Source organism: Loigolactobacillus rennini DSM 20253 (assembly GCF_001436505.1).
Classification (GTDB): Bacteria; Bacillota; Bacilli; order Lactobacillales; family Lactobacillaceae; genus Loigolactobacillus; species Loigolactobacillus rennini.
The window spans coordinates 14,308-37,995 of record NZ_AYYI01000027.1 but is presented as its reverse complement, the minus strand read 5'-3'; the positions used below and the strand labels follow the sequence as shown (position 1 = coordinate 37,995).

Below are 23,688 nucleotides of genomic sequence, written 5' to 3'. Positions count from 1 at the left end.
ATTATGAAAAAAGACCAGTCAATTAATATTATTGCAGCAGATTTAGATCGAATCCCGGCATTTTTATATTTATTTGCTAATGTCCATTATTATACGTTTGATGTTTTGAGAAACCGGGAAATTAAATTAGGTGAGGGCCTGAGCATTTTATTGAATTTATCAGATTTAACCGAGGGCGATCTGTTTTGGTTGGATCAGATTCCGTTTAAACAGCTTATCTATACTGAAAAATTACCTAACAATAAAAAAATTTGCGATGAATTGACTAAAATACAAGCACGAGATATGGCCAATTCGTCAATTAAGCGTGCCTTTGAAATCTTTAAATAATTATGCCGGATGACTTGGCTAAAGCAGTAAGCAGGTAATTTTAAGCCATTGCTTACTGTTTGTTTTACATAGTTTTGGTTTTGCAAGCAAGATAATTGAATAGTCATTTAGATGGTATTTAACTAAAGGTTAGCGTAAACTAAATTCAATTAAATAATTGCGGGAGTGTTCAAAGTGAAAATTGCGTTAATTGCACATGATGAAAAGAAGCCAGAGATTGTTCGTTTGGCAACGGCCTATAAAGTGATTTTACAAGCACAGACGTTGTTCGCAACTGGTCACACCGGAAAGTTAATTGCGAATGCAACGGATTTGAAGATTCACCGGTTTAATTCTGGACCTTTAGGTGGCGATCAAGAAGTGGGCGCCTTAATTGCACAAAATCAAATGGATTTAATTATTTTTCTGCGTGATCCGCTAACCGCACAACCACACGAACCGGATGTGAATGCCTTGATTCGTTTAGCAGATGTTTACCAAATACCACTAGCGACTAATGTGGGTACTGCAGAAGTATTATTACGGGGATTGGCAGCCGGTTTTATTGATTTTAGAAATTTAGTTAATGGTGATTTAACTAAGCATGATGCCTATTAAATTAGGTGTGAATTAAGGTTAATGGCTCTGGTGGGTTAACTTACAAAAAATATTTTTTGTAATTGATAAAAATTTGTGGAAAAATATTGAAACTATAAAATTAGGGTGGTATCTTATAGATGTAGGGCAGATTAATTATCGTCAATCTTGTGATTTTGTGAGCATATAATGTTTAATGCTGCCCAGAATGAAGTTGTTTTCTTTGGTTAAAAAGATCCTGAGATCAAAAGCCTTAAATATAGATAAGGAGTCTGACGCAAAGTGAAATACATGAAAGAAGCTGAGCCAAGCTATACACTATCAACGGTCATGGAAGAAGCAGCTCGTTGTTTGTTGTGCCACGACGCACCATGTTCAAAGATGTGTCCAGCTAAAACTGATCCTGCAAGATTTATTCGCAGTGTCCGTTTTCGTAATTTTAAAGGCGCCGCTGAAACCATTCGGGAAAATAATGCCATGGGTGCTATTTGTGCCCGGGTTTGCCCAACAGAACGTTATTGCGAATTAGGCTGTACCCGTTCTGGCATTGATAAACCAATCGATATTGGTGGTATTCAGCGGTTTGTAACCGATTTTGAACAACAAGCCCAAATGGACATTTTGCATAAAGGTAAACCTAATGGCATGAAGGTAGCCATTGTTGGTAGTGGCCCTTCTGGCTTACAAACTGCCGTAACTTTATTAGAATTAGGTTATGCAGTTGACATTTATGAAAAGAATGCTAAAGCAGGCGGCTACCTTACTTATGGGATTCCAGAATACCGGCTACCAACGGACATTGTGGATTTTGAAATCAAACGGATCACCAATATGGGAGCAGAAATTAAATACAACACCACGATTGGTGAAGATATCACAATGGCGCAATTGAAACAAAATTATCAAGCTGTTGTGTTGGCAATTGGGAGTAGGGAAGCAAAAAGCTTACCATTATTTGAAGGCAATCCTTACATGGAAACCGCCGTTTCTTTCTTGGCACGAGCTAAGATGCACCATGGCCAATTAGAGTTGCCAGACAACGTGTTGGTTATTGGCGGTGGTGACGTAGCAATGGATGTGGCAACGACTTTAAAGCGATTAGATGTTAAGCATGTTACTGACGTTGTTTATGAAGAATTTAACGAATTCAAAGCATCCCAAAAAGAGCTGTTGGGAACACAAGCACATGGCGTCACCATTATTGATGGTTATGTACCGACAGCAGCAGATGGTAAAAAGGTAACGTTTAAACACCGCCACATTGATAGTCAGTTAGTCATTGAAGCAGACAAAATTATTTTAGCTGTGGGTCAAAAAGCTAATGCTGCAGGTTTAGGGCTGCAATTAAATCATGATGAAGTACCATTTACTGGTTATCAAGCAGCGCCACAAGTCTTTGTTACTGGCGATATTGCCCAAGGTGATAAAACTGTTGTTTGGTCGGTTAAGCGGGGCAAAGAAGTCGCAACGGAAATTGACCAGGTTTTAGGAGGTAATCAGCATGATTAATAAAGATTTATCCATTGATTTTTTAGGCGTTCATTTTGATAATCCGTTCTGCTTATCTTCTTCCCCTGTGGGCAATTGTTACGAAATGTGTAAAAAAGCTTATGATACCGGCTGGGGCGGTGTTGTTTTCAAAACTATCGGTCCTAAGCATTTCGAAATCGATGAGGTTTCACCACGCTTTGATACATTGGATAAAGAGGACACGTCGTTTGTTGGTTTTAAAAACATGGAACAGATCGCCGAACACAGCTTAGAAGAAAATTTAGCCGATTTGAAACGATTAAAGACAGAGTATCCCAATAAAGTTCTGATTGCGTCGATTATGGGGACTAATGAACAGGATTGGGTTGATCTAGCACAATTAGTTGAAGCAGCTGGCGCAGATATGATTGAAATGAATTTATCTTGTCCACAGATGACATCACATGCGATGGGTTCTGATGTTGGGGCTAATCCTGAATTGTGCAAAAAATACTGTGCGGCTGTTAAACGCGGTTCCAGCTTACCAATGATGGCTAAGATGACACCAAATATTACCAACATGGTTCCAGCGGCACAAGCTAGTTTGGCTGGTGGTGCTGATGGCATTGCGACCATCAATACTGTAAAATCAGTAGCGAATTTAGACCTTAAACGTAAAGTAGGTTTGCCAGTCATCAATGGTAAATCTTCCATTTCTGGTTATTCTGGCAAAGCCGTTAAACCAATTGCTTTACGCTTCATCCAAGAATTGCGTGCAGCTAAAGGTTTGGAACACCTGCCGATTTCTGGGATTGGTGGCATTGAAACTTGGGAAGATGCAGCTGAATTCATTTTGCTAGGTTCTTCGACCGTACAGGTCACAACTGCAGTGATGCAATATGGGTACCGGATTGTTGAAGATATGAAAAATGGGTTGATGCATTATATGGCCGAACAAGGCGTTGATCATTTACAAGATTTAGTTGGTCTAGCTAATCATAATATGCTACCAGCTGAAGAACTAGATCGTAGCTATAAAGTTTATCCAAAAATTGACTTAGACAAATGTATTGGTTGCGGTCGCTGCTACATTTCCTGCTTTGACGGGGCACATCAAGCAATGGAATGGGATGACGATAAGCGCCAGCCATTTTGCAATCAAGACAAATGTGTTGGTTGCCAGCTGTGTGCATTAGTCTGCCCAGTTGGTGCCATTACTTACGGTAAAGTGGAGATGAAGCCTGGGCGGCAAGGTGTTCCAGCTGAAAAAGTGATTTAGAAGTATTAGGGATAAAAAGCCAGTAGTTAATGGCGCGCATTTTGTGAAAATAAACGGTGATTGGTTCTTGGTCTGAACTGGTCACCGTTTTGCTTATGACAAAATAAACCGCTCTCAAGCAGTTGATTGCAATTAAGCACAGAGATCACTAAAATGAAAGTAAAGCTATTGAAGGCAGGGGAAAAACATGCGAGCATTTATTGTCATGCAAGGGCGTACTTACCAACAGGAAAAAGCAGCTGGATTGATTTGGACTGAGCAAAGGAGTTCAGGACAGGTTATCCCGCCAACTTGGCAACGGATTAATCAAATTCAACCACAAGACATTTTATTTCACTACGTTGCTGGACGGATTGTGGCTGTTAGTCAAGCATTAACGGCGGTACGGCAAGTATCCCGGCCCAGTTTTTTGAGTGCAAAAGTTGGCCCGCAGGTTAATGTAGTTTCTTTAAAATATTATCCCTTACCACAGCCACTGGCGATTACATCGGTATTGGCTGATTTAAAGCCACTATTTCCACGTAAACATGCTGCTTTTCAGCAAGATGGTAGTGGTAATCAGGGGTACATTTATCCTTGCTATTCTTTATTATTGGCAAAATTAATCACTTTGATTGAAGAACAATATTTTATTGCCAAACAGACGGAGCAGTTATCTCTAGTCATGTCTGCAGTAACTGCAGTGGATAATGATCCACTAATGATGTTATTGGTAAATGCTGCGTTGCTAAATCAACGGCAGATGATTCGGACCGAACAAATTTTTCAGCGTGCAGTATTACAACGACAACCAGCACATTGCGCCGTCTGTGGTTTAGCTGATCCTGCTTTATTACAAGCTAGTCATTTAAAGCCATTGAAAGATAGTGCACCGGCTGATCGGCGTAATGCAGATAATGGGGTATTATTGTGCCCTAATCATGCCGCATTGTTAGCGCAAGGCAAAATTTCTTTTAGCCGCGGTGGTTGGTTATTGATTTCACCCCAGCTCAGCCAGTCTGATCAACAGAATTTGTTGTTAGATCCCGCCATTCGCGTATCGTTTAGGCCCCATGCAGCACCATTTTTAAATTGGCACCGGCGTTACATTTTTCAAAAATAAAGGTTGCTTTTTAATAAAATTATTGCTGTAACTGCTTTTTAAACTATAATCCTGCTATAATGGACAAGTTCAACTTTTTATTTTGAGAGGAGCTTGTCGATGGCGCATCAACGAAAAAGCGCCAAATTGACGCTAACATCGTTAGTTTTGATGATTTTTACGTCGGTATTTGGATTTACGAACATTCCGCGAGCCTTTTATTTAATGGGTTATGCAGCGATCTTTTGGTACATTATCGCGGCATTGACCTTTTTTATTCCGTTTGCATTTATGATTGCAGAATACGGTGCCGCATTTAAAGATTATTCTGGTGGAATCTATTCTTGGATGGCAGTTTCATTCGGACCTGAATTTGCTTTTATCGGGACTTTTATGAGCTATGCTTCTTATATTGTTTGGATGGTTAATATTGGTTCTGCCATTTGGATCCCTTTTTCTAGTGCGCTATTTGGAACGGATAAGACCCAGCAGTGGTCTTTTTTAGGGCTAGGTAGTGTGCAAACACTGGGACTGCTTGCCATCGCTTGGATGTTAGTCGTTACGTTTATTTCGACTAAAGGCTTGGGCTGGGTTAAGCGCTTGACGTCGATTGGCGGGATAGCTGTTGCGTTGATTAATGTTATCTTATTAGCAGGTGGCTTTTTTATTTTGTTGGCGAATCACAAATTAGCTGAGCCCTTGTCGATTAAAGCATTAGTTACATCGCCTAATCCAGATTTTACGTCTCTAATTTCAATTTTCAGCTTTTTAGTGTATGCGATTTTTGCTTATGGTGGCTTGGAAGTTACTGGTGGCTTAGTTGATGAAACTAAAAATGCGGCTGTGACTTTTCCGCGTGGGATTACTTTAGCGGCCGTGACCATCTCGACTGGTTATGCGCTAGGAATTTTTATTTTTGGTGCTTTTACTAATTGGACTTTTGCTTTTACGCAATTTGGCACGGCAAAAATCAATTTGGGCAATGTGGCTTATGTCGCAATGAATAACATGGGCTATCAATTTGGTCATGCGTTGGCTGTTCCTGAAGCGACGGCTAGACTGATGGGTCAGTGGCTAAGTCGCTACATGGGTTTATCCATGTTTTTAGCATTAAGTGGTGCTTTTTTAACTTTAGTTTTTTCACCATTAAAGCAACTGATCGAGGGTACACCCAATGGTATTTGGCCTAAAAAGCTAGTTAAATTAAAACATGATGTGCCTGTCAATGCGATGAAAGTGCAAGCGACCATTGTAATTTTAATTATTGCATTGGTTTCTTTTGGTGGTAATGGGGCTAAAACATTTTTCGATATTCTAGTGTCCATGACTAATGTGGCGATGACCATTCCCTACTTATTTATTGCATTTGCCTTTTTAGGGTTTAAACGCAATGCTACGATTACCAAACCGTTTGTGGTTTATAAAACTAAATTTAGCACTGGTCTAGGCGTTGGTTTAGTTTTATTTTCAGTTGGCTTTGCAAATATTTTTACGATTATTGAACCGGCAATTCATGGTAATTGGTTAAAAACAGGTTATACCATTGCTGGACCAATTTTGTTTAGTTTAATTGCCTGGGGTTTATACCATCGCTATCAAAAGCAGCTAAGTGAGCAACCTAAAAAATAAAATGTCTTATCATGTCAGGGTGCTGAAGGGAGACAAAACATGAAAAAGAAACATTTATTACTTGTTGGGTTACTATTGTTATTGTTAATCGCTGGGGGTAGTTTTTATTATCAATATTGGCACCAGCAGCAACAGGAAAAAACGGCTGTCAAGCAGGTTGCGCGCGCTTATACTAAAGCTTTTAGTCGGCAAGATTTCAAACAAATGGTCAGGTATGTCGACCACAAACAATTAACTGGCGGTGATTATCGCTATACGTCTAAACAAGTAGTGGCGCGAAACGTTGCGGTATTTGGCCGAATTGGTGCTAACCAGCTCAATGTGAAAAATTTAACCGTTAGACGACAAAAACCAAAACAGTACCAAATGACTTTTGATTTACATTTACAAACCATGATTGGGCCGTTAAACGTTAAGCATTATCAAGCAGCAATTCAGTTAGTCAAACATAAATGGCGTGTTGTTTGGACGCCTACTTTACTTTTTCCACATATGAACGGAACGGATACAGTGCAGTTACAGTGGCAACAAGGAAAGCGGGGTAAAATTGTTGATCGCCACGGAAAAGCATTGGCAGTAGATGGTCAATTAACCCAAGCGGGGATGATTCCCGATCAGTTAGGTCAAGGACACACACGGACTGAACGATTGACGGCTATTAGCCAACAATTTGATGTTGATTTGGCAACTTTAAAACAATCGCTACAGCAAAATTGGGTGACTAAAACAAGTTTTGTCCCGATTAAAAAAGTTAAACAACAACCTAAATTGACAGGGGTGACGTACCGAGCGGTTTCGGCGCGAACTTATCCTAGTGGTGCAGCCAGTGCGCAGCTGATTGGCTATGTAGGCCCTGTAACAGCTGCAGACTTGAAAAAACATCCACAGCTGCAAAGTAATGGCACCATTGGTAAAACTGGTCTGGAACGCTATTATGATGCCCAGTTACAAGGCCGCGATGGTGGTACCATCACCATTAATAATGATGATAATGTGGTGCGGACGTTATTAAAGCGGAAAAAAAGTAATGGTAAAACAATTAAATTAACTTTAGACCGTACTAAACAAGAAAAAGCTTATCGACAGTTGGCTGGCCAAAAAGGGGCCATTGTGGTGATGGATCCGCGTAATGGTCAATTATTGACCTTAGCTGGTGCTCCTAGTTATGACCCTAACCAATTTGTTGCAGGAATTAGTCAAAAAGCTTATCAAAAATACGCGCAAGATAAAGCACAACCGTTTTTAAGCCGATTTACACAACGCTATGCGCCAGGATCAACTTTTAAAATGATTACGGCCGGAATTGCCTTAGATAATGGGACAATTACACCAGCTACCACACGCCGCATTTCAGGACTGAAGTGGCAACAAGATCGTAGTTGGGGCGATTATCAAGTGACACGGGTGAAAGACGCAGCGACGGAAAACATGACGCAAGCGTTAGTTAATTCGGATAATATTTGGTTTGCGCAAACGGCGCTGAAGATGGGAAGTCAAGCGTATCTCAATGGGTTACAACCATTTTTTAAACCAAAATTAAAGTTACCGTTAACCATGCAACCTGCACAAATTTCAAATAATGGTAAATTGGACCGGCAGATTTTGTTAGCCGATACGGCTTATGGTCAAGGCCAATTATTACTATCACCGATTCAGCAAGCTACTTTTTATAGTAGTGTGATGAATCAAGGAAACATGCAGTTGCCCACTTTAATTGCAGGTCAAGCGGCAAAACGGCAGGCAGTTTTAAAACAGGCTAGTGCCGATCAAGTTAAGCAGGCGCTGGTTCAAGTGGTTGCAGATGCACAGGGTACTGGGCACGCATTGCAGATAGCTGGCCACAATATTGCAGCAAAGACGGGCACTGCGGAATTAAAATTGCAGCAAGATACCACCGGTAAACAAAACGGTTTCTTGATGGCAGCAGATGCTGATCAAAATCGTTACTTAATGGTAGCGCTGCTTGAAGATAACGGCAGTGATGCGGTGATTAAAGCAACTAAGCCGCTAGTTGAAAGTTTTTATTAATGTTGACAATAAAAGCGCGCGAATCAGCTGAATGCTTGATTCGCGCGCTTTTAATCGTTTATTTCAAATCTGTTTGGGTTAATTTGACTTGTTGATGCTGGTAGCGTAAATAAAGCAGCCAAGCAATAAAACCAAACACAACCGGGCCAACGACCATTTCAAACGCATCTAGGTAAGCACCTTCTAGGATTGGCTGGACAATGGTAAATAAAATACCAAAAATCAAGACTAAGTCCACTAAAACGGTGATAATAGTGGTCCAGGTTCGGTTGGTGTAAATTTCAAATGGCCGGGTTAAATCTTGACGCCGTTTGAAAAATGGAAATGCGGTGACTAAAAATAGGTAAGGCAGTGTGGCCGATACATTTGCCATCTGCGTGAGGATGTTATAAAAAATTTGCGCATTTTGGCCGCCAAAAGCAACGATAAAAATTAAAATGGAAACAAACAGTGCTTGGAACCACATGGCTTTAGCCGGCATCCCAGCATGGTTGGTTTCGGCGAAGCCTTTGGGCCAGATTGCTTTGGGTGTTCCTAGTACAAATGATTTTAATGGTGAGTAGATTAAAACAAAGAATGCACCTAAATAGCTGAAGAACATAGCAAAACCAGTGATTCGTGCAAACCAAATACCGATGAGCTGGCTAATGCTTGCAGACAAGCCAAAGCTTTGGCCAAAATAAACGCCTAAGTTGGCCATTAAAACGTAAGTAATGTTGCCTAGGTTAGTGGTTTTATTAGCTAACACCTGTGACCAGTTTGCAGAAATTCCCCAAATAAAAATGGATAAGGCATAGCTGATGGCAATCAATACCGTTGCGATGATCAGTCCTTTAGGGAAAGTTTTTTCTGGGCGTTTCATACTATCGGTCACACCACCCATGGTTTCCATCCCGCCGTAAGCAAAAATCGCGAAGACGATGAATGATAGCATACCTATTAGACTTTTGTAATCAGCGTTAGGTGAAGTTGCAAAGCTGTGCAGGCCGTGCACTGGCTGGGCTAATTGGCCACCATTTTTAATCCAAACTAACAAACTGACACCAATAAAAGCAATGTTTAAAATCACAATTAAAAAGCCACCAAATGAGGCGATGCGGGAAATTCCTTGTACCCCGTGCGTGGCTAAAAAAGTGACCACTAATAAAAATAAAATCCCTAATAGGCCAATGGTAGACGTGGCGTTAAGTCCAAACAATTGCCAAGTTTGGGTTTGATCATGGCCGAAGATAAAGGTGGCGAAGGGAATCCAAACCTTTGAAGCCGTGGATACCATCCAAATGATCCAGGAGGCTAGCCAGATAAAAGTTCCAATAAAGGCTGGCCGTTCACCAATTGATTCAGCTAGCCAAGAATAGATGCCACCATGGACTTCTTTAAAAGCTGCACCATATTCCGCAAACATTAAAGAAGAAGGTAGGAAGAACAAAATTGCAGCTAGTAAATACCACACAATGCCACCGTAGCCCATCAGATAGTAAGCAACAGTGGTATTGGCAAAGCCAAAAATTGAGCCGAAGATCATTAAAATGAGTCCAATTACAGTAATTTGTTTCTTTTTTGCCATGCTAATTTCCCCTAAATTAAATTATTTTCAATGTGGTCTAACGCAGTCCATAATTAAAGGTTTTCGTCAGTGTTGAAGTTTAACGGCGATAAATCAGTTGCCTCAGTAATTAAATTAGCAATCAAACGGGTGAAATTCTGCCGAGCTAAAGTGGCATGTGCCTGATTTGCTTGATTTAAAAATGGAATTAAGCTTGTTTTTGCCTGTTGCTGTGCTTGTTGATCATGTGTTGCAATTGCTGCTAATAGCGCACTGTGCGTGCTATCTTGGACTTGTTTGAGCAGTGGGTTAAAGCGCTGGTAGTGACTATCAACTAAAACGCCAGCAAGTTTATACAGCCAGTAACTAGACTGCGGGTCATAAGTTTGCTGACCAATTTGATAATCTGCTGGTGTTTGATCAGCGCCAGCATAAAATGGGACGTAGATACTTTCTGCTGTGACGCCCATTGCCAACCAATGCAGATTGCCAATGGCAGCAGGAAGCTCGGGCCGTAATTGCAAAATGTGCGATTCTTGCGTTTTAGCTAGACTAACTGGCCGGAATTGATGTTTGCTTACTGCATTACCGCTACCAACCGGGTCGTAAGGTGTTCCTTGGTAGTGTGAGCTTAAAAATTGTGCAATTTGTTCGAATTGAATCGGCTGATCTGCCCGTTGAATAAAAGGTAATTGCTGATTCATTGGTTGTTGTTGTTTAGATGGCGTCAACAATTTCTGGCCGTACCAGACTCGTGGTGTGTTATAAATGGCATCATCTTCGGATTGGGTACCAAAGATTTCCCGAAAATTAAATGGCGTGTTTGTTTGCCATAGATGGTGACTCAAAGCAAAATGACGGATGCCTTTTGAACTCATAAATTGTTCAGGGTCATTAAAATCAACTACTTGAATGGCTAGTTGATTGGCGACTACCGCATAGGCATCATCTGGGATGCGTTGTGCAACCCAATGATGGCCACTACCTGTTTCCAAATACCAAGCTTCCTGCTGATCTGCAAATAAAATGCCATTAGTTTCAGCGGTACCATATTTGGAGACTAGGGCGCCTAAGCGTTGAACGCCTTGGCGTGCAGTTTTAACATAAGGTAGCACAACTGTCACCATGGCTTCTTCAGCGAGGCCGGTTTTAACTAACGGATCATAAGCCAAAACGCGAGTGTTGGCATAAGCACTTTCAGTGGCGCTCATGGCGACACCATATTCATTAAAACCGTCTTCCTCAAATAAACCATACTCCGTGGTCCATTCTGGGGTTGCGTTATATTTAGCGCGGTTTACTGGTAAGGTTAAACGTAAGCCAGTATCTTTTGATTGAAATACCGGGGCGTTAGTGTAAGTTTTTCGCGGGTGGCTGATAAAATGTTTTGGCCATGCCGCTTTACTGTCTTCATTACGACCGATAAAAATAGAACCGTCTGCACTAGCTTGTTTACCGACCAAGATACTTGTGCAGGCTGACAAGTTATTAATGGGTTGTTTTTGCATATTTAGCACCTTTTATACATTATTTTTTAAATTTTAGAATAATTATACCATTTTTAGTTGAATTTGCGTTAATTTTGTTGAATTTAACGTACTTTTAAATCAAAAAATAGTCATTCATTATTTTTCTCCAGAAAATTGTCATCAAATGAATGACTTCATGGTAAAATACGGACATTACTGGTTAAACCAATGAGAGGGGTTTATGAATGAACAGACGGGAATTAGGCAAAAAATTATTTTTTGCCGTTGTTTCAAGTATTTTACTGGCACTTGCACTCAATAATTTTTTGATACCCGCTTCGGTTTTTGGATCGGGGATTAACGGTGTTGCTCAGTTAGCATCTACTTTATTAGCACGTTTTTCACCCATTAACATTCAAACTGGCTGGTTAATTTTACTTTTTAACTTGCCCATCGGCTGGTTAGGTTGGGTGAAAATTGGCCGTAGTTTTACAGTTTTTAGTTTCTTATCGGCAGTTTTAACCTCAGCTTTTTCAGTTTTATTACCAATTCATGCGTTAGCTGCTAATCCATTAATGAATGCCCTAGTCGGTGGTGCTTTAACCGGTTTAGGCGTTGGTTATGCGCTACGTTATGGTTTTTCAACCGGTGGCATGGACATCATTGCCTTCGTTTTAGCTAAAACCACCGGCAAGACCATCGGTACGTTAATGTTAATCACCAACGGCATTATTGTTTTGGTGGCTGGTTTTGCTTTTAGCTGGGCAATTGCGCTGTACACCATTATTTCGATTTTCTGTATGTCTCGAGTGGTGGACAGTATTAACACCAGTCAGCAAAAGGTGACTGTGATGATTGTGACGCAGAAATCAACTGCCTTAGTTCAAGCAATCCACCAGCATTTAATTCGTGGGATTACGATTTTGCCAGCCAGAGGGGCCTACTCGCATCAAGAAAGTAATGTCTTAATGGTCGTTGTAACTCGGTACGAGCTTTACGATATTGAACGTGCAGTTAACCAAACTGATCCAGCAGCTTTTGTTAATGTGATGAATACAACCAAGGTGATGGGAGCGTTTGTTGATCAACGACCGGCGTAAATTTTTAACTGTCAATCCAGCATAAAATAAGGAATGACTGTGAAATTTTACTAGCAAATGAAATCCTTTCTCATTTAGCATTGATGAATGCGCTTTTTTTCAGTATAATAGATTTGTGAAAGTAAGTATAAAGGGGTGAGTCCTTTGAGTGAAGAAGAAAAAAATAATGCTCAAACTGAAGATACAGCAGACACAAAGGAAGCAGAAGCCGTTAAAGATAAAATTCTAACTGCTTTAGAAACAGTGATCGACCCAGAATTAGGAATTGATATCGTCAATTTAGGATTGATTTATGGCATTGACCTTAATGAAGAAGGATTGTGCCACATTAAGATGACATTAACGATTATGGGTTGCCCGTTGTCTGATTTGTTGAATGAGCAAATTAATGAAGCGTTGAGTGAAGTGCCAGAAGTAAAAGATGTTGATGTTGAGTTAGTTTGGTATCCGGCTTGGTCAGTTGATAAGATGAGCCGTTATGCTAGAATTGCACTAGGCATTCGTTAAAATCTAAGTTAGTTAGGCGAATAATTCACTGCTGAGGTGAATTATTCGCCTTTTATGTTTAAAACGATGTGTGTACCTAATTGGCTTTTATTTTCTAATAAAGAAGTTTAGAATATTATAAAAGTATGGTGAATTTTGACGTTATTTTCAGGTCGTGTCATGATGTGGGGTGGGTTTGGTGTTACCAGCAAAATTGGTGAAAGAAAAATATGTGCAAGAAATACTGCAATTGCGACGAGATTTTGTTGGCTTCACTCCGGCTACCCAACGGTTAGATGGTATTTTGCGTAATATTATTCGGCTTCAGCGACACCAATTACCACACCAGCTACCTGATTTAATTTTAGCGCCAACGCAATTTTACCAGTGGGCATTGCCGCGGCTAGCACAATTAGCTTTAACCCCCAACCAATTAAGTGCTCACTTTATGCGGTTAGATCGTTGCTTACAAAATTACCGGCAATTTTTGCAAACTTATTTTGGCTTTTGGGGGCAGATTACGCAAGAAGTTGCAGCTGGATTTGCTCGGTTGCCTGGTAAACACTATTTAGAAGTGATGGCCGGTAATGGGTATTTAAGCTATGGCTTGCGGCGTTTGCATCAGCAAGTTTATACCACAGATAGTTTAAGTTGGACAGGAGAAAATCAGACTGGCCGGCAACCATGGACAACGGTAGTCCCTTTAGATGCCTGCAAAGCTTACCGTAAATACCGGGGTAATATTGACTATGTGGTGATGGTTTGGAGTCCTGATGGTGTGCCAGTGGATTGGCAACTATTGCAGTTAATGCGGCAAGATCAACGACAAATACCATTGCTTTGTGTTGGTGAACGAAATGGCTGTACGAATAGTAAGCAATTTTGGCAAACTGCACATTTTGTCAATAATCCAGAAATTCAGCGCTTAAACCAATGTTTCTCGCCACTGGACCTAGTTCGAGAGCAGGTTTTTTGGATTGAGTAGTTTTGATAAACCATGATTTAAGTTATTTGAACTGTTATAAATAAAATGAAATGGGTGAAGCTCACTTGTTTAAACGAAAATCGCTTTTAGTCATTTTGCTTGCGGCCATTGCATTCTTAGGGGTATTATTTTTTAGTCAGATGAACCGGATCATTTATCAAGATTTATTAGACCATGCCGGTTTATCTACTGATACTCGGGTGCTTGCAACCAAAAAGCATGCTGGTATTACTACGATTAACCAAAAATTAGCCCAGCACCCTAAATTGACTAATTACCAAATTCAATACCGCCAACCGCACTCAAAAGAAATTTTTGTTTACGGTACTGGTGATTTTAAAACGTTACCGCTAGTATCAGGACGTTTTTTTAGCGATAGCGATTTTGATTCTCCTGTTCCCGTTGCGATTGTTGGCCAAAACATTGCCAAAAAACTTTATACACCAACTAGCCAAAGCTATTTAAAGTATGGGAAACGTTACTTATCCGTTATTGGCGTGGTTGGGGCAAAAAAAGTCAGTCAATTGGACAACATGGTGTTTATTTCTACTTCTCCCCAACAAAGCTTATTGACCAAACCACTTAATCAGTTACAAATCCATATAGATGGCAAACCCAAACTACGACATTTACCTGTCTTTAAACACATCTTTGCTACCAATCAGGCTGATTTTCTTTTTCCACAAAGTACGCCCTTTGTCGGCTTAGCTTGGTTAAAAGAATATTGGTGGTTTGGTGGTGCATTATTGTTGATCAGTGGCTTATTCTTAGTCACAGTTGAATTTTGGTTAGTGCTGGCGAAACGAATGCTGCGCCAGGCGCATTTTTATACTGACGATGCATCAGGTTTTTATTGGCGAGAATTGCGACATTTTGCATTTTTCGCTGTTTTAGGTATTGCAATAGGCGGTCTACTTGGTGCTTGGCGGCTTTATATTTTACAATATGATTTACTAGCAATTTTATTAACATTTAATGCGTTACTGTGCATCATTTATTATGGGTTTAGACTGCGGCATACATTGAAAACAATACGCGCTAAAACTTAAAAGAAGGAGTTCAGATTTTGTTACCCACCGGATTTGAAGAAAAATACCAGCAATTACTAGGTACTACTGAAGCGGCACGTTTTTTGGCCAGTTTACAGGAACCAGGCTACAAAGGGTTTCGTTTAAATCCGCTTAAACCAAATCCCAAGCAGATCAATCTGCCATTAACGCAACCAGTACCGCTGACGCGCTGGGGATATTATGGTAGTGTACACGGGCGGCAGGTGGCGCATCAAGCTGGCTATGTTTATAGTCAAGAACCTAGCGCAATGCTAGTAGGAGCAGTGGCTGCACCACAGCCAGGAGAGCGGGTTTTAGATTTATGTGCTGCACCCGGAGGTAAAACGACCCATTTGGCCAGTTTAATGCAACAACAGGGATTATTAGTGGCTAATGAAATCATCCCGAAACGTGCTAAAATTTTAGCGGAAAATGTTGAACGTTTCGGAATTGCTAATGCTGTCATCACTAATGAAACGCCAGCACGATTAGCACAAAAATGGCCCCACTATTTTGATCGAATTTTAGTGGATGCGCCGTGTTCTGGTGAAGGTATGTTTCGTAAGGATCCGGCTGCTAAAAAATATTGGACAGTGGACTACCCGGCTAGCTGTGCTAAACGTCAACGCCAAATTCTTCAAGAAGCCATGAAAATGTTACGGCCCGGCGGCCAGTTGATCTATTCGACTTGCACCTTTAGTCCTGAAGAAGACGAGCAAATCATTGCCTGGTTGTTACAACAATATGACGGATTAGCGGTAATACCGTTAGCAGCAACGCATGGCTTGCAAAACGGGCGGCCAGAATGGGCGGATGGTAATTCAGCACTAAAAGGGACCTTACGCGCCTTTCCGCATGCTTTTGCAGGTGATGGGCACTTCATTGCAAAATTGCAATCTCAAGTGGCAGCTCCAGTGAAAAAGCCACGGCACCGAGCTAAAAAAAATAATGTGTCCCGTTTAACGGCGACACAAAAGCAATTATGGCAAACATTTAGTCAGGCAACTTTGGTGGCCCCGCAATATCCGCATTTACTGGTACACCGCGACCATCTTTTTGCGCAATCCCAGCCAATTGAACTAAGTGGTTTAAAGGTGGTGCGGCCTGGCTTGCCTTTAGGTCAATTTAAGCGTAAACGATTTGAACCAGCTTACGCACTAGCATTAACTTTGACCCAAGCCAAACATGTTTTGCGACTTACATCACAGCAGTACCGGCAATACGTTCACGGGGATACTTTTCCAGTAACTTTAGCAGGTAAAGGCTGGTATTTATTACGCTACCAAGAAAAAACAGTTGGTTTTGGTAAATTAACAAATCAGACCATTAAGAACTTTTTCCCGAAGGGCTTAAGGTTTCAAGCAGATTAAGTACAATTTATTTTAATCAAAAAAAGGACATTATTTATAATGTCCTTTTTTATGATCATTTAATGTGACGCTGATGAATGTAATTCATTAATTCTGGACTAAAAATTAGTTGACAGTGGGTTAATGCTTTAACTTGACGGCAACCTAAGAGCGCCATCAATAATTTTAGCTGTTGGCACCACGCTTGGAGTAACTGGCTAGTAGCGTCTAAGCCATTTTTTTGGAGACTATGTAAAATGGTGCCGGAAACGCCAACTGCTTGTGCACCTAAAGCCAGCGCTTTGATGATATCCAATGGTTGCCGTACACCACCGGAGGCATAAATATTTAAGTCTGCCTGCATGGCACGACTTTCTAAAAGGGATTCAACTGTAGATTGGCCCCAATTTTCAAGGTAGTTAAACTCCTTAAAACGGCGCCGTTGGTTTTCAATGGTGACAAAATTAGTGCCACCGCGGCCACCTAAATCAACGTGCTCAATGCCGATGCTTCTAAGTTGTTGTAAAGTTTCCTGGCTCATACCAAACCCCACTTCCTTAACAATCACTGGTACGGGAAGGGCGGTTTTGAGTTTTGCCAAATTTGTTAACCAGTAAAAACGGCGTTGTCCTTCAGGCATCACAATTTCTTGCGGAAGATTTAAATGAATTTGCAGCGCATCGGCTTTGAGCATAGCAATGGCGTGCTGAGCTTGGGTAACGGTGGCATCTGCGCCTAAATTAGCTAGAATCATACCATGAGGGTTCGCTTGGCGTACGATCTGGAAACTGGCTGCAGTGGTTGGTTCTTTTAAAGCAACACTTTGTGACCCAGTTGCCATTGGTAAACTAAACCGTTTAGCCAATGTGGCTAATTGTTGATTTAAGCGTTGAGTTCGTGGGCTGCCGCCGGTCATTGCGTTGATGTAAAAGGGAAACGGGATCTTCTGACCAGCAAAATTAGTGGTTAAATCAACTTCATCAACAGCAATTTCCGGTAATGACTGGTGGATGAAACGAACTTGATCAAAATCATTGTTTTGTGTTTGCGGGTAATTCTTTTCGGCTAAAAAAACATGTTCATCTTTACGGTGAGCATGTGCAGAGATATGAGCCATTATTTTTCCTCCTGCAGGTGATCATCACCAAGTGACATTGTGCACGGATAAGGCTAATTGTTCAATACCATGTTTTTGCCAATTTGCTACTAGCTTATGGTTAGGCTGATTAGCGTCCAAAATGGCAATGCCACAATCACCGCCGCCAGCACCAGAAGATTTAGCAGCCCCACCGAAATCCTCAGCTAGGTTGCACATTTTTTTAAGGAGCGGAGTTTCAATTGAAACATGGCTAAAATCACTTAATTGTTGTAATAAAAAGCGATTGCGCTTAATTTGTTTTTGGATCACGGCCAAATTCTTTTGTTTAAATCCGGTAATCATTGTTTGCAAGCAAGCAGTGCTTTGCTGCAGAAAGTTTTGGTAAGCAGCACGTTTTTTTGCTTTAGCGATGGTAATTTTATCGACTAGTTGCGAAGTTGAAGCTGGCGAACCAGTCCAGCCAATCATCAATTGCAGGTTTTCCGGTGGAGTTAATAGTTCAATACGCAGTTGGGGCCAGTCTAGATCTAATAATTCGGCTAAGCTGGCTTCACGGCGCATTGCCTGTAACCAGTCACGGTCAAATGCCTGGTAAGCGATCCAACCGCCATAAACGCTTGCAGCAATGTCGCCTAAAGAACCATTGCCCTGAACATCTAAGTGAGCAATGGCCGCTAGTTTATATAATTTGTCTTTAGTTAACGGTAATTGGTAATACGCTAATAGCGCCTTAATTGTGGCGACTGTGACAGCAGCTGAACTACCTAGTCCGTATTTTTTACCATCTGCTGAATCTAATTCACTATTGATGTGCAGGTGATACAGTGACAGGTGTTTACCTGCTTCCAGGACATACTTTTCAGTGAGGTGAATGGCGGAAAGAATGTAATGAAATGGATTATCTCGGTTATCAAATACCATTTCATCTCCTTGTCGAAGCCAATAAAGTGAATTTTCTTGATATTGTTTTGACACAATACTGCCAAAATCAGCACTTTTTTCGATCGTTACGGTAACAAATTGATTCAACGCAACGATAACGGCAGGCAAACCGGTTTCAACCACGGCATATTCACCAGCGATGTAAAGTTTACCTGGGGCCTGAGCCTTTATCAAACAATCATTTCCTTTCGAGCACAACAAGACTATAAATATGCGATCCCCGGGCCGGGCTTGGCCACCAACAAATGATCGGCGGGGAAGTGCTGCCGTAGGCGCGCAAGAATAGCGGGTGTTTCTTTGGCCGAACAAATCACTTTAACGTTCGGACCCGCGTCCATAGTATAATAACAAGAAAGCCCGGTTGCGCGCAAGCCTTGAATTAGGTCGATTGCTTGCAATGTTTCTGGTTCAAAATAAGTGAAAGGTGGGGTCGCGCTAAGCGTTGTCGCGTGCATCTTCATTGCGTTAGCTTCGGCTAATTGTCCAATTAAATTTAAATCTTTTTTAAGAATTGCAGTCTTCATTGCTGCTAAATCTTTAGTTGCTGCGACTGGCCAAGCGGGATAATAAGGGGAAGTCGCGACCACGCGAGCCATTCCTGCTCGGCTAGCGATTTTTTTAGGTCGCGGATCTAAGACAATGACAATCATTTGAATGTCAAAATCAATTTTTTCCTGCAACGGTATGGCTTGGGAATCGGCATCGCCGTGGCCTTTTTGCCACTCGACAAACCCACCGTATACCGAGCGCGTCGCTGAACCGGAGCCACGACGGGCTAAGCGGGAGAGGGCTTGCCGGTCTAAGTCTAAGCCAGCTGCTTTACTGGCAGCAGCTGCTAAAGCAGCAAATCCTGATGCGGAAGAGGCAAGGCCCGCCGCAGTTGGTACATGGTTAATCGAGATCACTTGCGCAAAGTTTTGTTGATTGGCTTGTTGGCGAATTAAATTCAATAATTGGCTAACACGTTGACTAGCAGCTACAGTCAATTGTTGACCATCAATACTAACCTGATCACGGGTTAACTGGTTAGAAAAAGTCACTGTGGTATCCGTATAAAATGGTTCTAAAGTCAGCGACAAACTACTATTTTGTGGGATGATTAACTCTGGATCTGACTTTCCCCAGTATTTAATCAAGGCAATGTTAGTGTGGGCACGGGCAGTAACCGGTTGATTCATGAGCGTTCCTCCTGCTGATGGGCTTGATTTAAATGTGCAAGTGGTTGTACCCAAGTTTGGGTGACGCCTTCGTTTTTTAAGACTTGAATTAAATGGTCGGTGGTAGTTTGATCTGGTGCTAATGCGATGAGGCACCCACCACGACCGCCGCCAGTTAACTTGGTTCCTAAACTACCGTTGCGCTGTGCGACAAAGATTAAATGGTCTAACAATTCACTGCTGACACCTAGTGTCTGCAAAATCAGTTGCGCAGTTGTAAAGTTTTGTCCCACTTTAGTTAGTTGGGCTGAAGCAATTGCTTGTCGGGTAGAATAGGCTAATTGGCCTAAACGATCCATAAAGACATTGGTTTCTTGTGGAAAATCAGCCATTCGGGCTCTGACAGTTGCTACTGCAGGGCCAGTTTGTCCACGAATGCCACTATCAGCAATCACTAAATTGCCCTTTAAATTAATTGGTAAATTGTAACTGGCTTGACCTTTGACAAACCAAATGGGTGCACTTGAACTGGTAGTTGCCGCGTCCATGCCGCTAGGAGAGCCGTGGATTACTTTTTCAGAGACAGCGGCTAGTGCCAACAAGCGGTGCCGACTTAATGGGCGGTCGAAAAAATCGAATAAACTGCGCGTAACCGCAACGGCGGTAGCTGCAGATGATCCCATGCCCCGTTCTGCGGGAATAGCGCTAGTAATTGTCATTTTAAAATTTGCACTACTTTGATTGAATTGCTGTAAAATGGTTTGGATCAATTTTTTAATGCCAGCAAAATTTTTAACCGCTCGGCTTAGCGGCCCAGTGTAATAATTGCTTTCAATGTATTGACCGGTTGTGCTGGCTGTGGTGACAGCCGTTAGTTTAACGGCTGTCAGTGGAATCACAATTGCAGGTTGATTGTAAACCGCTGAATGTTCACCGATTAAAATAATTTTTGCATTACTGGTGCCAATGCCTTTTTTTATTTTCATGACGCCACTCTTTTCTATAATTTAAGATGGAATTAATGTAAATAAGAAATCTGTTTATTTTTTATCTAACCCATAAATAGTTTATACATAGTTGGGAACAAAGTAAACAGCAGTAATAAAGAGATAAAAGAGCTTTCATAAAAAGTTAAGCTTTCGTTGGTGTTGATTGCCGCAGTGCACTGAAAATGCTAGTATTTGAACTATATAATGTAAAGAAAAGAGACTCCTTGACGACTATGAATAAAGACTCGGTTTACGCCATCGTCGATTTAGAAACTACCGGTACCAACGTGCAAAAGGGCGACCGGATCATCCAGTTTGGTTGTGTTTTGGTGCAGCATGGACAAATTATTGATCAACTGGCGTTTGATGTGAATCCTGAGCGATCAGTTCCCAGTGCGATTTTGCAGTTGACACACTTAACTACTAAGCGGCTGGCTGTCGCCCCTTATTTTGAAGATGTTGCCACGACGATTAGGCAATTACTGCAACAAACGGTTTTTGTTGCGCATAATGTTAATTTTGACTATCCTTTTTTAAATGCAGAATTACAGCGGGTGGGACAGCCAGCACTAAATTTAGCCGCAATTGATACTGTTGAATTAGCACAAGTTTTACTGCCAACTGCTATTAGCTACCGATTACGTGACTTAACTAAACTCCTGGCAATTGAACATACCAATCCTCATCAAGCAGACAGTGATGCTTTAGTAACGGCTAAATTATTTATTGCTTTGACTCAGCGATTAGCTCAGTTACCGTTAGTGACCCGCCAAGCTTTAGCTAAATGTGCGGTTTATGCTGTGCGTCAAACTAGTGATTATTTTGACTACTATGCACAGCAGTCTGCAGGAAAACTGCCAGACTATCTTTATATTAGTCATGGCTTAGCGCTGCGAAAAAAACAAACGGCTACCACTAGACTAACGGTGCCAACCAAAAATTATCCGCAAACGGATGTAGAAAAAAAGCATTACTTACAGCCCTTATTAAAATGGCGTAAAACTCAAGGCAAAATGATGGATGCCATCTATTTCAATTTTACTCATGAACAACCACAACCATTGATTTTAGAAGCGGCAACTGGCCTAGGTAAATCATTAGGTTATTTGCTGCCGTTTAGTTTTTTGCTCCAAGGTAAACGGCAGTTAGTGGTCAGCACAGCTACTGCTGTCTTGCAAGCTCAATTTGTACAGCAAACAGTGCCATTACTCAATCAATTGTTGGACATGAATTTAACAGCAGCTATTGTGAAAAGTCCGCAACATTACATTGATCTGGCAAAATTTAAGCAGGCATTACAGACTACAGATAAACTCAAGCCGGTGCAACTACTTAAAATGCAATTATTAGTGTGGTTAACTATGACCACAACCGGTGATTTTACAGAATTACACTTAGCTAATTACCAGGCACCACTTTTTGCTCAAATTTGTCATTATAATCAAGATATTGTTTCTGCCGAGACACCATTTGCCGCAGATGATTTTTGGCGGGCGGCTCGTCAACGGCAACAACAAGCAGATGTATTGGTCACTAACCATGCCTTTTTAAGCCAACATGCAGTTGATACGATATTTTTCCCGAAAGAAAGTTATTTAGTGGTGGATGAAGCACAACAATTTCCTGCCGCGGCAACTAAAGCTAGTGGTCATCAGTTGATGGGTGATACGATAACATTACTATTAAAGCATTTGCACCAACTATTAGCAGGAAACAGTGCCCAGACAACACTGGCTAAATTGGTGGAAGCCGCACCGTTAGTGCATTATACAGTTATGTCATTGGATTATGGACTAAGTGAGTTTGAGCAATTGCTTATTCACTTACAAGGGCAACTTAATGAAAGCTTCATGCAGCCACTTACAAGTTCACAACGTGCTGGCGGTTATTTTGAACGGGTGTTGGATAATCACGCATTAGCGAACTGGTTACAAGAAAATCGTGGCAGTTGCCGTAAGCTTTATCAACTTTTAAATAATTGCCTATTATTAAGCAATAAACTGAGTTCACAACTTTTAACGCAACAAGTACAGTGGCTGAAAAGTGAACAAAAAATTTGGTTAACATTTAATCAGTATGTTCAAGGGTTAGTGACATTACGCCAGCAGCTGCAAACGGTCTTTACACTGTTAAACCAGCCGGATCAAGGACAATTAGTTTGGTTAACGTTGAAGGATAACGGGGATGTCGCTAGTTTAGCGTTGCATTTAAGCCGCTTAGACATTGCACCGATCAGTCAACAATTACTGACGCATTTTGCGCCACCGGTTTTTACTGGTGCAACGTTAAGTGTTGATCACCGCTTTACTTACTTTAAACAATCTATGGGAGTGATGGCGACTCAATTTGTTGAAAAGCGCTTTGCCAGCCCTTTTCGGTATAAACGTCAGGCAGCACTATTTGCCGTCACTGACGGACCGGGAGTTCGTGAAGCAACAACGGATGATTATGCCGCCTATGTGGCCCAAGCACTTGTTCAATTATTGCAACACAATCATAGGCAAACTTTAGTGCTATTTAATTCTTTACAAATGATTACTGCTGTTTACCGGATGTTGCTGCAAACTGAATTACCTAAGCACCATGAGATTTTTGCACAAGGAGTTACCGGTAGTAAAGAGCGAATTATTAAACGCTTTGGCATTAGTGAGCGGGGGATTTTATTAGGTACGGGCAGTTTTTGGGCTGGAATCGATTTACCTAAAAAAGCATTGGAACAAGTTATTATCGCCCGTTTACCGTTTGCTGCGCCTAATGATGCACTGACAAAAGCACGTTATCAAAAAATTGAGCAGGCGCACCAAAATCCGTTCTTTAAAGCAGCTTTACCACAAGCAACTTTAAAGTTACGGCAAGGTTTTGGTCGGCTAATTCGAACTAGCAGTGATTATGGCGTGTTGGTTATTTTAGATAAACGCATTATGGCAACCAATTACGGTAAGCGGATGCTAAAGGCATTACCAACATCCTTGCCAAAAACGGCAGTTTCTTTAAGTGAATTGGGCTCGCAAGTCGGACAATTTTTTGCAGCAAAAGTTTAATTTTTTCAGCCAGACGCTAGGATTAAAATCTGCTATAATGACGATGTATCTTTTAGCTAAGTGAATTTACAACTAGAGGGGAA

The 23,688-nt window shown here is 41.3% G+C and carries 19 protein-coding genes; 13 read left to right on the top strand and 6 right to left on the bottom strand.

Features of this window, described 5'->3' with window-relative positions:
- Positions 1-3 precede the first annotated feature (3 nt).
- From FC24_RS04580 to pbp4, 7 genes are all read left to right on the top strand, one after another.
- On the top strand, positions 4-330 hold the full coding sequence (locus FC24_RS04580) for a hypothetical protein (protein WP_057873701.1): 327 nt from the start codon (positions 4-6) through the stop codon (positions 328-330).
- A 174-nt stretch (positions 331-504) separates the two neighbouring features.
- Entirely contained in the window at positions 505-927 is a 423-nt protein-coding gene (gene mgsA, locus FC24_RS04575) for a methylglyoxal synthase (RefSeq protein WP_057873700.1), read from the top strand.
- Between the two features lie 270 nt (positions 928-1,197).
- Positions 1,198-2,415, top strand: coding sequence for an FAD-dependent oxidoreductase (locus tag FC24_RS04570; RefSeq protein WP_057873710.1), 1,218 nt, complete (start codon positions 1,198-1,200; stop codon positions 2,413-2,415).
- A complete protein-coding gene (preA, locus tag FC24_RS04565) occupies positions 2,408-3,655 on the top strand; it encodes an NAD-dependent dihydropyrimidine dehydrogenase subunit PreA (protein ID WP_057873699.1) in 1,248 nt (415 codons plus the stop codon). Before FC24_RS04570 ends, preA begins: the two co-directional genes overlap by 8 nt.
- 187 nt (positions 3,656-3,842) lie before the next feature.
- Positions 3,843-4,757 (top strand): HNH endonuclease, encoded by a 915-nt coding sequence (locus FC24_RS04560; protein WP_057873698.1) that lies wholly within the window; start codon positions 3,843-3,845, stop codon positions 4,755-4,757.
- Between the two features lie 99 nt (positions 4,758-4,856).
- Positions 4,857-6,365 carry a glutamate/gamma-aminobutyrate family transporter YjeM gene (gene yjeM / locus FC24_RS04555; RefSeq protein ID WP_057873697.1) on the top strand — a complete coding sequence of 503 codons (1,509 nt, stop codon included), beginning with the start codon at positions 4,857-4,859 and terminating at the stop codon, positions 6,363-6,365.
- Between the two features lie 39 nt (positions 6,366-6,404).
- Positions 6,405-8,393: a penicillin-binding protein PBP4(5) gene (gene pbp4 / locus FC24_RS04550; protein ID WP_057873696.1), complete on the top strand. Its 1,989-nt coding sequence runs from the start codon at positions 6,405-6,407 to the stop codon at positions 8,391-8,393.
- 58 nt (positions 8,394-8,451) lie between these two features.
- On the opposite strand, the gene yjeM (FC24_RS04545) is transcribed toward pbp4, so the two are convergent.
- Together yjeM (FC24_RS04545) and FC24_RS04540 are read right to left on the bottom strand one after the other, a co-directional pair.
- A complete protein-coding gene (gene yjeM, locus FC24_RS04545) occupies positions 8,452-9,960 on the bottom strand; it encodes a glutamate/gamma-aminobutyrate family transporter YjeM (RefSeq protein ID WP_057873695.1) in 1,509 nt (502 codons plus the stop codon).
- A gap of 53 nt (positions 9,961-10,013) precedes the next feature.
- Positions 10,014-11,447 carry a C69 family dipeptidase gene (locus FC24_RS04540; RefSeq protein WP_057873694.1) on the bottom strand — a complete coding sequence of 478 codons (1,434 nt, stop codon included), beginning with the start codon at positions 11,445-11,447 and terminating at the stop codon, positions 10,014-10,016.
- Between the two features lie 206 nt (positions 11,448-11,653).
- On the opposite strand from FC24_RS04540, the gene FC24_RS04535 reads away from it, so the two are divergent.
- From FC24_RS04535 to FC24_RS04515, 5 genes are all read left to right on the top strand, one after another.
- Positions 11,654-12,508 (top strand): YitT family protein, encoded by an 855-nt coding sequence (locus FC24_RS04535; RefSeq protein WP_057873693.1) that lies wholly within the window; start codon positions 11,654-11,656, stop codon positions 12,506-12,508.
- Between the two features lie 144 nt (positions 12,509-12,652).
- A complete protein-coding gene (locus FC24_RS04530; RefSeq protein WP_057873692.1) occupies positions 12,653-13,015 on the top strand; it encodes a metal-sulfur cluster assembly factor in 363 nt (120 codons plus the stop codon).
- Between the two features lie 178 nt (positions 13,016-13,193).
- Positions 13,194-13,979 carry an SAM-dependent methyltransferase gene (locus FC24_RS04525; protein ID WP_235807315.1) on the top strand — a complete coding sequence of 262 codons (786 nt, stop codon included), beginning with the start codon at positions 13,194-13,196 and terminating at the stop codon, positions 13,977-13,979.
- Positions 13,980-14,044: 65 nt separating this feature from the next.
- The gene (locus FC24_RS04520) at positions 14,045-15,028 is read left to right on the top strand and encodes an ABC transporter permease (RefSeq protein ID WP_057873691.1); all 984 of its coding nucleotides are present in this window, start codon (positions 14,045-14,047) and stop codon (positions 15,026-15,028) included.
- 17 nt (positions 15,029-15,045) lie between these two features.
- Positions 15,046-16,398: an RsmF rRNA methyltransferase first C-terminal domain-containing protein gene (locus FC24_RS04515; RefSeq protein ID WP_083485631.1), complete on the top strand. Its 1,353-nt coding sequence runs from the start codon at positions 15,046-15,048 to the stop codon at positions 16,396-16,398.
- 55 nt (positions 16,399-16,453) lie between these two features.
- Here FC24_RS04515 and fni read toward each other — a convergent pair whose 3' ends face one another.
- The 4 genes from fni to mvk are packed head-to-tail and all read right to left on the bottom strand — an operon-like array spanning position 16,454 to position 20,561.
- Positions 16,454-17,494 (bottom strand): type 2 isopentenyl-diphosphate Delta-isomerase, encoded by a 1,041-nt coding sequence (fni, locus tag FC24_RS04510; protein WP_057873689.1) that lies wholly within the window; start codon positions 17,492-17,494, stop codon positions 16,454-16,456.
- A 24-nt stretch (positions 17,495-17,518) separates the two neighbouring features.
- Positions 17,519-18,592 (bottom strand): phosphomevalonate kinase, encoded by a 1,074-nt coding sequence (locus FC24_RS04505; protein WP_057873688.1) that lies wholly within the window; start codon positions 18,590-18,592, stop codon positions 17,519-17,521.
- 29 nt (positions 18,593-18,621) lie between these two features.
- Positions 18,622-19,596, bottom strand: coding sequence for a diphosphomevalonate decarboxylase (gene mvaD, locus FC24_RS04500; protein WP_057873687.1), 975 nt, complete (start codon positions 19,594-19,596; stop codon positions 18,622-18,624).
- Complete coding sequence (gene mvk, locus FC24_RS04495; RefSeq protein WP_057873686.1) at positions 19,593-20,561, bottom strand: mevalonate kinase; 969 nt, start codon at positions 20,559-20,561, stop codon at positions 19,593-19,595. Before mvk ends, mvaD begins: the two co-directional genes overlap by 4 nt.
- A gap of 236 nt (positions 20,562-20,797) precedes the next feature.
- Here mvk and FC24_RS04490 point away from each other — a divergent pair, with 236 nt between their 5' ends.
- A complete protein-coding gene (locus FC24_RS04490) occupies positions 20,798-23,605 on the top strand; it encodes a helicase C-terminal domain-containing protein (protein ID WP_057873685.1) in 2,808 nt (935 codons plus the stop codon).
- Positions 23,606-23,688: the final 83 nt, after the last annotated feature.

Excerpts from the sequence above, each read along its gene's own strand:
- FC24_RS04580 (WP_057873701.1), top strand. The coding sequence starts at position 4 with ATGAAAAAAGACCAGTCAATTAATATTATTGCAGCAGATTTAGATCGA.
- FC24_RS04570 (WP_057873710.1), top strand. The coding sequence starts at position 1,198 with ATGAAAGAAGCTGAGCCAAGCTATACACTATCAACGGTCATGGAAGAA.
- preA (WP_057873699.1), top strand. The coding sequence starts at position 2,408 with ATGATTAATAAAGATTTATCCATTGATTTTTTAGGCGTTCATTTTGAT.
- FC24_RS04560 (WP_057873698.1), top strand. The coding sequence starts at position 3,843 with ATGCGAGCATTTATTGTCATGCAAGGGCGTACTTACCAACAGGAAAAA.
- yjeM (WP_057873697.1), top strand. The coding sequence starts at position 4,857 with ATGGCGCATCAACGAAAAAGCGCCAAATTGACGCTAACATCGTTAGTT.
- pbp4 (WP_057873696.1), top strand. The coding sequence starts at position 6,405 with ATGAAAAAGAAACATTTATTACTTGTTGGGTTACTATTGTTATTGTTA.
- yjeM (WP_057873695.1), bottom strand. The coding sequence starts at position 9,960 with ATGGCAAAAAAGAAACAAATTACTGTAATTGGACTCATTTTAATGATC.
- FC24_RS04540 (WP_057873694.1), bottom strand. The coding sequence starts at position 11,447 with ATGCAAAAACAACCCATTAATAACTTGTCAGCCTGCACAAGTATCTTG.
- FC24_RS04535 (WP_057873693.1), top strand. The coding sequence starts at position 11,654 with ATGAACAGACGGGAATTAGGCAAAAAATTATTTTTTGCCGTTGTTTCA.
- fni (WP_057873689.1), bottom strand. The coding sequence starts at position 17,494 with ATGGCTCATATCTCTGCACATGCTCACCGTAAAGATGAACATGTTTTT.
- mvaD (WP_057873687.1), bottom strand. The coding sequence starts at position 19,596 with ATGAATCAACCGGTTACTGCCCGTGCCCACACTAACATTGCCTTGATT.
- mvk (WP_057873686.1), bottom strand. The coding sequence starts at position 20,561 with ATGAAAATAAAAAAAGGCATTGGCACCAGTAATGCAAAAATTATTTTA.
- FC24_RS04490 (WP_057873685.1), top strand. The coding sequence starts at position 20,798 with ATGAATAAAGACTCGGTTTACGCCATCGTCGATTTAGAAACTACCGGT.